Origin of the sequence: Phenylobacterium sp. (assembly GCF_031181185.1) — a bacterium.
Classification (GTDB): Bacteria; Pseudomonadota; Alphaproteobacteria; order Caulobacterales; family Caulobacteraceae; genus Phenylobacterium.
Genome location: NZ_JAPSKZ010000129.1, coordinates 1 through 10,477 on the forward strand (window position 1 = coordinate 1; position 10,477 = coordinate 10,477).

Consider the following 10,477-nt stretch of genomic DNA (forward strand, 5'->3'; position numbering starts at 1 on the left):
GGGCGGTACGTGGATCTGGCGGACAGACCCCCCGGCGAGGAAGAAGCGCAGAAGTGGCGGGTGTGGTTCCTATGTCGCGCAGCAGACATTGGCTGGCAGGTTAGTGTTCGCAGGTGCAGAACCGGGCCGATATGTGGCGGCCCCGAAATCGCCGCGAAACTTCGAGTAAAAACAGAAGCTAAGCTTGATTGGCTTTTCCTAAGCGGCGGAACGCTCGTGCCGCTTTCTCGTTTGTCGCGGCCTGTGACGTTTCGAGGAGTACCCCCATGCGCGCCGACGCCGCCGGTTGCAGCTTCCGCATATCGAAGACCCGCGCCGGCTGGAGCTGGGCCGCCTTCGACGCTGCCGGACACCCCATCGAGTCCGGCGCCGCGCCGAACCGCGCCGTCGCCGCCGCCTGCGTTATTCGCGTCATCGCCCGCAGCGAGGCGCCCGACGCCGCGCCCGTGGGTCAACGCCTGGCCGGCTGACCCGAGGCTCCCGCTGGCGTCCGCCCGCGCCTTTTGGCAGGGTCACGCCCGCACAAGCGGGAGACGCGCATGGACCTGAAGCTGAAGGGCAAGTCGGCTGTCGTCACCGGCGGCTCGCGCGGGATCGGCCGCGCCATCGCCGAGACCTTCGCCGACGAGGGCGCGAACGTCGCCGTCTGCGCCCGCAACCCCGATCAGGTCGCAGAGACGGTCGCAGCCCTCGAACGCCGCGGCGTCCGCGCCTGGGGGCAGGCGGTGGACATCACTGACAAGCAGGCCCTGCAGGCGTTCGTGATGGGCGCGGCCGAAACCTTCGGCGGCCTCGACGTACTGGTCTCCAACGCCAGCGCCCTCGTCCAGGGCGTCTCGGAGGACGACTGGCGCGCCATGTTCGAGGTCGACCTCCTGGGCGCCGTGCGCAGCTTCGAGGCGGCCAGGCCGCACCTCGAGAAGGCCGCCGCCGCGAACGGCGACGCCGCGTTCATCCTCATTTCGTCGATCTCCGCCGCCGAGGCGACCGGCGCCTCGTCTTACGGGGCGATGAAGGCCGCCCTGATCCATTACGCCAAGGGCGTGGCTCGCGAAGGCGCCCGCAAGGGCCTGCGCTGCAACGTCGTCTCTCCAGGCACGGTCCTGTTCGACGGCGGCGTCTGGGGCCGGGTGCGGGACAACATGCCCGACTTCTTCGCCCAGATGATCAAGCGCAATCCCACGGGCCGCATGGCGACCCCGGAGGAGATCGCGGCGGCCACCGTGTTCCTGGCCAGCCCGCGCTCGGCCTTCACCACCGGCATCAACATGGTCGTCGACGGCGCGATCTCATCGCGGGTGAACTTCTAGCGCCGCGCGTCAGGCGCTGACGTTGTCGAACAGACCGGCCTGGTAGTCGCGGATCGCGTGCAGGATCTCCTCGCGGGTGTTCATCACGAAGGGGCCGTGCGCCACCACCGGCTCCCCGATTGGCGCGGCATGGCCGAAGACCACTCGCGCGGGCTCCTTGGCGGCGATCTCCACGGTGTCGCCGTCCAGGTCCAGCTCGGCCAGGTTCCAGGCGGCGATAGCCCAGCCGTTCACCGCCACCTCGCCGCGCACTACGTAGAGGAAGACGTTGCGCCCTGAGAGCGAGCCGAAGCCCACGCGCCCGCCGGCGTCGAGGTCGATCACGCTCATGAAGACGCCGGTCAGGTTCTCGATCGGCCCCGTGGTTCCGCCCCAGGTCCCCGAGATCAGCCGCACGACCGCGCCGTCGCAATCGAGCGTGGGGATCGCCTCGGCCTGGACGCCCACATAGCGTGGCCGCGTCATCTTCAGCCGCGACGGCAGGTTCACCCACAGCTGCAGGATCTCCATCGGGCCGCCTTCGCGCAGGAAGGCTTCGGGCGAGACTTCGGCGTGGACCAGGCCCGAGCCCGCCGTCATCCACTGCACGCCGCCCGCTCGGATGATGCTTTCGTGGCCGGCGGAGTCCCGGTGCGCCAGCTCGCCGTCCAGGATGAAGGTCACGGTCTCGAAGCCGCGGTGCGGGTGCGGGCCGAACGGCAGGCCGCGGTTGTTCGGCGGATAGATCTGCGGGCCGTGGTGGTTGAGGAACAGGAACGGGTCCACCTGCGGCAGGCTAGGGCCGGGCAGGGGCCGCCGCGTGACGAGATCGCCGATGTCGTCGCGTTCGGCGGGGTGCTGGGCGATCAGGGTCTTGGCGGGCACGGGCGGGTCCTTCGTCTGGGGCCTTCGCCCATATAACCGCACGCCGGGACTTGCGGAGCCCGGCGGCGCGCGCTTTCAGGGGGCGCGATGGACAAGCTCTTCTTCGACCTGCAGGCGACGCACAACCCGCACCGCTGGTACATGCCGCTGACGAACGCGGTGTGCGTCGGCCCGCCGGGCAACATGTTCATGTTCGGCGGCGTGGGCCTGGGCTCGGCGATCGCGGCGATGGAGCGGACCTGCCGGCGGCCGGTCGTCTGGGCGACGGCCCAGTACCTGTCCTACGCCCAGCCGCCCAGCGTAGTGGACCTCGACGTCTGGACCCCGGTCGAGGGCAAGTACAACACCCAGGCCCGGGTGGTCGGCCACGTCCATGACCGGGAGATCTTCACCGTCAACGCCGCCCTGGGCGAGCGGCCCAGTCCGTTCTCCCAGCAGTGGCTCGAGATGCCCAACGCGCCCCCGCCGGAGGCGTGCGATCCGGCCGAGCACTGGCGCGGGGGCGGCGAGGGGCTGCACACCCGCATCGAGGTCCGCGTCGCCAAGGGCCGCTACGGCCACGACCGGGTCGGCAAGCCCGAGCCCGACGGCCGTTCGCTCCTGTGGATCCGGCCGCGGGAGGGCTTCGCCATCGACGCGCCGATGCTGGCCATCATGGCCGACTTCGTGCCGTCCGGGGTCGGCAATGCGCTGGGCGCCAATGCCGGCGGCAACAGCCTGGACAACACCATCCGCATCCGCCGGGTCGTGCCGACCGAATGGGTGCTGGCCGACATCCGCATCCACGGCGTCCACGGCGGCTTCGCCCACGGCGCCATGTACCTGTTCGCCCAGGACGGCGAGCTGATGGCCACCGCCAGCCAGTCGCTGATCGTCCGTGTGCGCGAGAGCCGGGACGAGAAATAGCCTAGAAAGGCTCGGCCGTGACCCCCGGCCGCTCGTTGTCCCAGATCATCGACATGATCCGCCAGCCGCCGTCCGGCTGCCGGTAGAGCTGGATCGAGTTGATCCCCCGCCGCTCCGGGGTGGCGTCGTCGGGGGCGGTCCGCGCCTCGTACAGGCTCCACACGTGGGCCATGTTGCCGAGCACGTCGATCCGCCGCGCGATCTCGACCTCGTAGAACGGATTGGCCGCGAAGAAGGGCGTCACGTCGGCCTCGTATTCGGCCGGCGACATGATCCTGATCCAGGGCGTGCCGTCGCCGTCGACCCCGGTCCGCATCTGCCGCGAATCCGGATGGAACACCGCACGCTGCCGCGACCAGTCCCGCGGCCCGGCCGGCCCCGAGATCATCGCGTACATCTCGTCGATCACCGCGCCGATGGCGGCCTTCTCGTCCATGCGTCCTCCCCCAGACCCGGCGGGCGAAGCGCAACCGGTTCCATGCGTCGCGACGGACGCGCAAATGACAAAGGTGTAACGCTTCCCGGCTCGGACCGGAGGTGTAAGAAGCCGCCAAACACGCGCGGGCGACCCCGCGCGGCTTGGGAGAGATGCTCTAGATGACGTTCCGACCGTTCTGGCTGGCGGCTGCTTCCGTCGCCGCCCTGATCTCGGCCTGCGCCACGACGCCGGCCGCCCCGCCGCAGGCCGAGGCGCCTGCGCCCGCGCCGGCCCCCGAACCCGCCCGCCCGAAGGCCCAGGTCGGCGCGTTCGGCTTCGACGTTTCGGGCATGGACGCCTCGGCGGCCGCCGGTGACGACTTCTTCCGCTACGCCAACGGCAAGTGGGCCGAGCGGACGGAGATCCCGGCCGACCGCTCGAACATCACCAGCTTCGCCGCGATCGCCGAGACCGCGGCCCAGCGCACGCGCGCCATTATTGAGGACGCCGCCGCCCAGAACGCCGCCGAAGGCTCCGAGGCGCGCAAGATCGGCGACTACTTCGGAAGCTTCATGGACGAGGCCCGGATCGAGCAGCTGGGGATCGCCCCGGTGAAGCCCGAGCTGGACCGGATCTACGCCGTCCGCACCCGCAAGGACCTGTCGCGCGAACTGGGCCTGACGCTGCGCGCCGATGTCGATGCGCTGAACGCCACCGACTTCTACACCGATCGCCTGTTCGGCCTCTGGGTGGCCGAGGACCTGAACGACACCACCAAGTACCGGCCCTACCTGATGCAGGGCGGCCTCGGCATGCCCGACCGCGAATACTACCTCGGCGACAGCGCCCGCTTCCGCGAGTTGCGGACCAAGTACCAAGCCCACGTCGCGGCCATGTTCAAGCTGGCCGGCTACGATCAGCCGGACGCCCGCGCCAAGCGCGTGATGGACCTTGAGACCGCCATCGCCCGTGCGCATTGGACGGTGGACGACACCGCCAACGTCCAGAAGGCCAACACCGTCTGGAGCCGCGCCGAGCTTGCGAAGAAGGCCCCCGGCATCGACTGGGACGCGTTCCTCGCCGCCGCGGGTCTGCAGGACCAGGAGCGCTTCGGCGCCTGGCAGGATACCGCCATCGCCGGCATCGCCAGGCTCGTCGGCGCCCAGCCGCTCCAGGCCTGGCGGGACTACCTGGCCTTCCACGCCATCGAGCGAGGCGCGCCGTTCCTGTCCAAGGCCTTCGTCGACGAGCACTTCGCCTTCAACGGCCAGGCGCTCACCGGCCAGCCGCAGCAGCGCGAGCGCTGGAAGCGCGGCGTCGACAACACCAGCACGGCCCTGGGCGAGGCCGTCGGCAAGCTCTACGTGCAGCGGCATTTCAGCCCTGAGGCCAAGGCCGAGCTCCAGCGGATGGCCGACAATGTGCTGAAGGCCTTCGGCCAGCGCATCGACCGCCTGGACTGGATGAGCGCCGAGACCAAGGCCGAGGCCAGGAAGAAGCTCGCCAACTTCCGCGTCTACGTCGGCTATCCGGACAAGTGGCGCGACTACTCGGGCCTTGAAGTCGTGCGCGGCGACGCCTACGGCAACCAGTACCGCGCCGACCTCTTCGAATACCGCCGCAACCTGGCCAAGCTGGGCAAGCCGGTGGACCGCGAGGAGTGGTTCATGACGCCCCACACGGTGAACGCCCTGTTCGCCCCCTCGCAGAACTCGATCATCTTCCCGGCCGGCATCCTGGAGCCGCCGTTCTTCGACCTGAACGCCGACCCGGCGGTGAACTACGGCGCCATCGGCGGCGTCATCGGCCACGAGGTCAGCCACGGCTTCGACGACCTGGGCGCCCAGTTCGACGCCAACGGCAACCTCCGCAACTGGTGGAAGCCGGAGGACCTGGCCCGCTTCAAGGCCGAGGCCAAGAAGCTGGCCGACCAGTACAGCGCCTATGAGGCCCTGCCGGGACTGAACCTGCGGGGCGAGCAGGTGCTGGGTGAGAACATCGCCGACGTGGCCGGCCTGGCCACCGCCTACGACGCCTATCACCTGTCGTTGGGCGGCGCCGCGCCCCGGACCATCGACGGCTTCAGCGCCGACCAGCGCATCTATCTGGGCTGGGCCCAGATTTACCGCGCCAAGTACCGCGATGAGGCCCTGCGCCGCGCCGTCATCACCGGCGTCCACTCGCCGGGCCCGTGGCGGGCGCTCACCGTCCGCAACCAGGACCCCTGGTACCCGGCGTTCAACGTCCAGCCTGGCCAGAAGCTGCACCTGGCGCCCGCCGACCGGGTGAAGATCTGGTAGTCGAAAGGGTCACGGACGCCCTCGATCCTAGGATCGAGGGCTACCGCGCCGTCCGCGAGCGCGACCTGGTGGGGCGGGACGGCCTGTTCGTCGCCGAGGGCCGCGTCGTCCTGGAGAAGGCCGTTCGCGCCATTCCCGACCGGATCGTCTCGGTGCTGGTCGCCGAGAAGCGCCTCGACGGCCTGGGCGGGCTTGCCGCCCAGCTGCCGTCCGGGACGCCGGTCTACGCCGCCTCGCAAGCCGTGATGGACGCCATCGTAGGCTTCCCGATCCATCGCGGCATCCTCGCGCTCGGCCGGCGGCCGGAACGCGACGCTTCCGGACTGCTCGCGGGTTTGCCGGCCCGGACCCTGGTGGTCGGCCTCTCGGCCATCGCCAACCACGACAACATGGGTGGGATCTTCCGCAACGCCGCGGCCTTCGGCGCCGACGCGGTCGTCCTCGACGCCGCCTGCTGCGACCCGCTGTATCGCAAGGCCATCCGCGTCAGCGTCGGCGCGGCGCTCACCGTCCCCTTCGCGCGCCTTCCGCCCGGCGCGGACCTCGCCGCCACGCTCGCAGGCGCGGGGCTCGAGGTTCTGGCGCTTAGCCCCCGCGGCGAAATCCACCTCCCGGACCTGGCTCCGCCGCCGCGCGCGGCTGCGCTTTTTGGAGCCGAAGGGCCGGGCCTCCCCGACGAGGTGCTGGCGCGCGTCCGCACCGTCCGCATCGCCATGGCGGGCGGCTTCGATTCGCTGAACGTCGCCACGACCAGCGGCATCGTCCTGCACCACCTGGCGGCCCGCCGGGCGATCTAAAGTCAGGGTTAACCTCGGCCTCGCAAACTGGCGGCTCGTGGGCGACACGCCCGCAGGGGGAGACGCATGGGCCGCAAGACGCGCAGCGTCGCGGGACAACCCGCTGGGCTCGAGCAATCGGGCCCGGTGTTCGACCGCGCCACGCGATTGGCCCGCACCCTGTTCGGTCCCGTCGAGGCCCAGATCACCCTGATGCACGGCGCCGAGGTGTGGCGCAGCCGCGGCGACAAGCGCGCCGTCGCCGGCGAGGCCGCGGGCGTCCGCCAGGTGATGACCTCGGGCGAGCTCCTCTGGGTCGAGGACTGCCGGCTCGACGCCCGATTCCGCGACGATCCGGTCGTGGCCGGCGCGCCCTTTGTCCGCTTCTTCGCCGGTGCGCCCATCCGGCTGGAGGACGGCACGACGCCGGGCGCCATCTGGGTCGCCGGCCTGGAGGTCCGCCCCTACGACCGCAGCCTGGCCAACCGCCTCCAGGACCTGGCCGACTTCGTGGCCGACGAATGGACCCGCGTGCGGGCCAAGGATGCTCGCTCCACCTACGAGCGGACGCTGTCGGCGATCATCGACGCCCTGCCGATCTCGCTCGTGCTCACCGATCGCGAGATGCGGGTGCTCTACGCCAGTCCGCCCTGGATCGAGGCCCGAGGCCTTTCGGGTCGGCAGGTGATCGGCAAGACGCTGTACGAGCTGCGTCCCGACATCTTCGAACAGTGGCGCGCCGGGCTGGAACAGTCCGTCGCGGGCGGCAAGGGCTACCGCATCGAACGCCACCAGTTGCCGCGCGCCGACGGCCCTCCCGAGTGGGTGAAGGTCGAGGTGACGCCCTGGCGCGACACGAATGGTGACGTGGGCGGCATGATCATGGCCTCCTACGACATCACCGCCATGGTCGAGGCCCTGGAGCGGACCGAGCGCTCGGAGGAGCGCCTGAAGCTCGCCATGGAGATCGCCGAGATCCATGTCTACGAGATGGACTACGTCCGGCGCGAGCTGGTGAAGGTCGGCGCCGAGGACAGCTTCTTCCAGACGCCGAACACCTTCCGCTCACTGGCGCGCGACATCTGGAGCTCCATCGACCCGCGCGACCGTGCTGCGGTGAAGGCGGCGTGGGAACGGCACGTCGCCGATGGCGAGCCCTACTATCCCGAGTACCGCGTCGCCCGTTCCGACGGGCAGGAGATGTGGGTCGCGGGCACCGCCCGCGTGATCACCGACGAGGCGGGCCGCGTGCTGCGCCTGATCGGCGCGATGCAGAACATCACCACGCGCAAGGCCCAGGAGTACGCCCTGGTTCGCGCCAAGGAGGAGGCCGAGGCCGCCAACCGGGCGAAGAGCGCCTTCCTGGCCACGATGAGCCACGAGATCCGCACCCCGCTCAACGGCGTGCTTGGCATGGCCCAGGCGATGGCGGCCGACGACCTGACGCCGCCCCAGCGCGAACGCCTAGACGTGATCCGCCAGTCGGGAGAGAGCCTGCTGGCCATCCTCAACGACGTCCTTGACCTCTCCAAGATCGAGGCGGGCAAGCTGGAACTGGAAGAGGCCGAGTTCGACCTGCAGGAGCTGGCCCAGACGGTCCACGCCACCTTCGCCGCCGTGGCCGACGCCAAGGGCCTCGATTTCGAGCTGGCCGTCGAGCGAGGCGCCCGCGGCGTCTACCGGGGCGACCCGATCCGCGTGCGCCAGATCCTCTGGAACCTGGTCTCCAACGCACTGAAGTTCACGGACCGCGGCGGCGTCCGGGTGCGTGTCGCCGGCAAGCGCGGCGCCCTGGTCTTCGAGGTCGCCGACACCGGCATCGGCATCGCGCCCGAGCAACTGGTCCACCTCTTCCGCAAGTTCGAGCAGGCCGACGCCTCGACCACCCGCCGGTTCGGCGGCACGGGCCTGGGCCTGGCCATCTGCCGCGAGCTGACCGAGTTGATGGGCGGCGAGATCTCCGCCACCAGCGCACGCGGGCACGGTGCGACCTTCACCGTCCGCCTGCCGCTCGCCAAGGCCCCGCGCCGGGCCGCCGCGCCGAAGCGCACCGCGGCCGAGACGCGCGAGGCCGCCCCTGACCGGCCGCTCCGCGTCTTGGCGGCCGAGGACAACCCGATGAACCAGCTGGTGCTCAAGACCCTGCTGGCCCAGGTGGGCGTCGAGCCTGTGATCGTCCCCGACGGCCGCGAGGCCGTGGCCGCCTGGGAGCGCGAGCCGTGGGACGTGATCCTGATGGACATCCAGATGCCGGTGATGGACGGCCCCACCGCCACGACCCTGATCCGCACCCGCGAGATCGCCCTGCGCCGGCCGCGCACGCCGATCGTGGCGCTGACCGCGAACGCCATGAGTCACCAGGTGGCCGAGTATGCCGACGCCGGCATGGACGGCTACGTCGCCAAGCCGATCGAGGCCGCGCGTCTCTACGAGGTCCTGCAGGCGGCGCTGGAGCAGTCGGAGGCCGCCACGGCCTCCGCGGCCTGACCGCTCTCGTTCCGACGCGAATTCCGGAGGCCCTTCCCGACGCGGCGGAGAGGTGCGCCGTGCGGGCTGAAGGGCCTCCGGGGGGGACTTAGGCGGCGAGCGCCTGGGGCTCGCCGAACTGATAGGCGGACACCACCACGTCCATGACGGTGTCGCGGAAGACGGCGCGTGCGGGCTCCCCCTTGGCCGCGCCGGCGACCACAAAGATCGGCGCCAGATGCTCCTCGCGCGGGTGCGCCAGCCGGCCGTTCGGCGCCTCGATCCATCGGGCCAACGCCGCCGGATGCTGCACCGCCGCGCTCAGCCAGGCGTCGAACTCCGCCGAGGCCTGGGTATAGGCGGGGGAGAAGCCGCGCATGTTGTGCCAGCTCATGCCCGAGCCCACGATCAGCACGCCCTCATCCCGCAGCGGCGCCAGCGCGCGGCCCGCCGCCAGGTGCAGGGCTGGATCCAGGCTGGCCTGGAGCGAGAGCTGCACGACGGGGATGTTGGCCTCGGGCGTCACCAGCTTCAGGGGCACGAACACCCCATGATCCCAGCCGCGCTCCCGGTCCTCGTCCGACGCCAGGCCGGCCTGGTCCAGCAGGGCCCGGACCCGGGTCGCCAGCTCTGGCGAGCCTGGCGCCGGGAAGGTCAGAGCATAGGTGTGCTCGGGGAAGCCGTAGTAGTCGAAGATCAGCTGGGGCCGGGCGCCCGAGCCCACGGTAAAGACCGGCGCCTCCCAGTGCCCCGAGACGACAAGGATCGCCCGAGGCCGCTCCGCCAGGCCAGCCACCAGGCCGCGGAGGAAAGCCTCCGTCCGCGCCCAGGTGTCGGCCGGCCCGCGGGTCCACTCCATGAAGAAGCAGGGGCCCGCCCCGTGGGGGATGAAGAAGGCCGGCTGCCGCATGGCCTCAGGCCGCCTTGGCCACGGGAGCGTCGGCCAGGATCTTCTCGATCCAGGCGGCGAACGCCTGGCCGAAGGCCTTCAGGAACTCGGCCGTGCCTTCGTTGATCAGCTCGCCGCTTGCGCCGAACAGCGCATAGGCGTTGCCGATGTAGGCCTCGTTGGTCAGCAGCGGCACGTTCAGGAAGGCCAGCGACTGGCGCAGGTGATGGTTCGCGCCGAAACCGGCCAGCGCGCCCGGCGAGACGCTGATCACCGCGCCCGGCTTGCCGTCCCAGACGCTCGCGCCGTAGGGCCGCGAGCCCACGTCGATGGCGTTCTTCAGCACGCCAGGGACCGAGCGGTTGTATTCCGGGGTGGCGAACAGGACCGCTTCATGGGCTGCGACCTCGTTGCGGAACCGGACCCACTCGGCGGGCGGCGCAGCCTCCAGGTCTTGGTCGAAGTGCGGCAGGTCGCCGATTTCGACGATGTCAAACTTCAGGTTGGGCGTCAGGGCGGCGAGCGCCTGGGCGACCTTGCGGGTGGCC

At 70.7% G+C, this 10,477-nt stretch carries 10 protein-coding genes; 6 read left to right on the forward strand and 4 right to left on the reverse strand.

Going from position 1 to position 10,477, the window contains the following annotated elements; translation table 11 throughout:
* The first annotated feature begins 266 nt into the window (after positions 1–266).
* Positions 267–470, forward strand: a complete 204-nt coding sequence (locus RIF93_RS14775) for a hypothetical protein (protein WP_309092214.1) — start codon at positions 267–269, stop codon at positions 468–470.
* Positions 471–539: 69 nt separating this feature from the next.
* Positions 540–1,310 (forward strand): SDR family oxidoreductase, encoded by a 771-nt coding sequence (locus tag RIF93_RS14780; RefSeq protein ID WP_309092215.1) that lies wholly within the window; start codon positions 540–542, stop codon positions 1,308–1,310.
* A 9-nt stretch (positions 1,311–1,319) separates the two neighbouring features.
* On the opposite strand, the gene RIF93_RS14785 is transcribed toward RIF93_RS14780, so the two are convergent.
* Positions 1,320–2,174 carry a pirin family protein gene (locus RIF93_RS14785; protein WP_309092216.1) on the reverse strand — a complete coding sequence of 285 codons (855 nt, stop codon included), beginning with the start codon at positions 2,172–2,174 and terminating at the stop codon, positions 1,320–1,322.
* An 87-nt stretch (positions 2,175–2,261) separates the two neighbouring features.
* Between RIF93_RS14785 and RIF93_RS14790 the strand changes: the two genes are divergently transcribed.
* Complete coding sequence (locus RIF93_RS14790; RefSeq protein ID WP_309092217.1) at positions 2,262–3,080, forward strand: acyl-CoA thioesterase domain-containing protein; 819 nt, start codon at positions 2,262–2,264, stop codon at positions 3,078–3,080.
* A gap of 1 nt (position 3,081) precedes the next feature.
* On the opposite strand, the gene RIF93_RS14795 is transcribed toward RIF93_RS14790, so the two are convergent.
* Complete coding sequence (locus RIF93_RS14795) at positions 3,082–3,516, reverse strand: hypothetical protein (RefSeq protein WP_309092218.1); 435 nt, start codon at positions 3,514–3,516, stop codon at positions 3,082–3,084.
* Between the two features lie 161 nt (positions 3,517–3,677).
* Between RIF93_RS14795 and RIF93_RS14800 the strand changes: the two genes are divergently transcribed.
* The 3 genes from RIF93_RS14800 (at position 3,678) to RIF93_RS14810 (ending at position 9,061) form a co-directional block, all read left to right on the forward strand.
* Positions 3,678–5,798 carry a M13 family metallopeptidase gene (locus RIF93_RS14800; RefSeq protein ID WP_309092219.1) on the forward strand — a complete coding sequence of 707 codons (2,121 nt, stop codon included), beginning with the start codon at positions 3,678–3,680 and terminating at the stop codon, positions 5,796–5,798.
* Between the two features lie 68 nt (positions 5,799–5,866).
* Complete coding sequence (locus RIF93_RS14805) at positions 5,867–6,595, forward strand: RNA methyltransferase (RefSeq protein ID WP_309092220.1); 729 nt, start codon at positions 5,867–5,869, stop codon at positions 6,593–6,595.
* A 66-nt stretch (positions 6,596–6,661) separates the two neighbouring features.
* Positions 6,662–9,061: an ATP-binding protein gene (locus RIF93_RS14810; RefSeq protein WP_309092221.1), complete on the forward strand. Its 2,400-nt coding sequence runs from the start codon at positions 6,662–6,664 to the stop codon at positions 9,059–9,061.
* An 88-nt stretch (positions 9,062–9,149) separates the two neighbouring features.
* Here the strand turns inward: RIF93_RS14810 and RIF93_RS14815 are convergent, their stop codons facing one another.
* Entirely contained in the window at positions 9,150–9,950 is an 801-nt protein-coding gene (locus tag RIF93_RS14815) for a class III extradiol ring-cleavage dioxygenase (RefSeq protein ID WP_309092222.1), read from the reverse strand.
* 4 nt (positions 9,951–9,954) lie between these two features.
* Positions 9,955–10,477: NAD(P)H-dependent oxidoreductase (locus RIF93_RS14820; RefSeq protein ID WP_309092223.1), on the reverse strand; the 523-nt coding region annotated here is incomplete at its 5' end.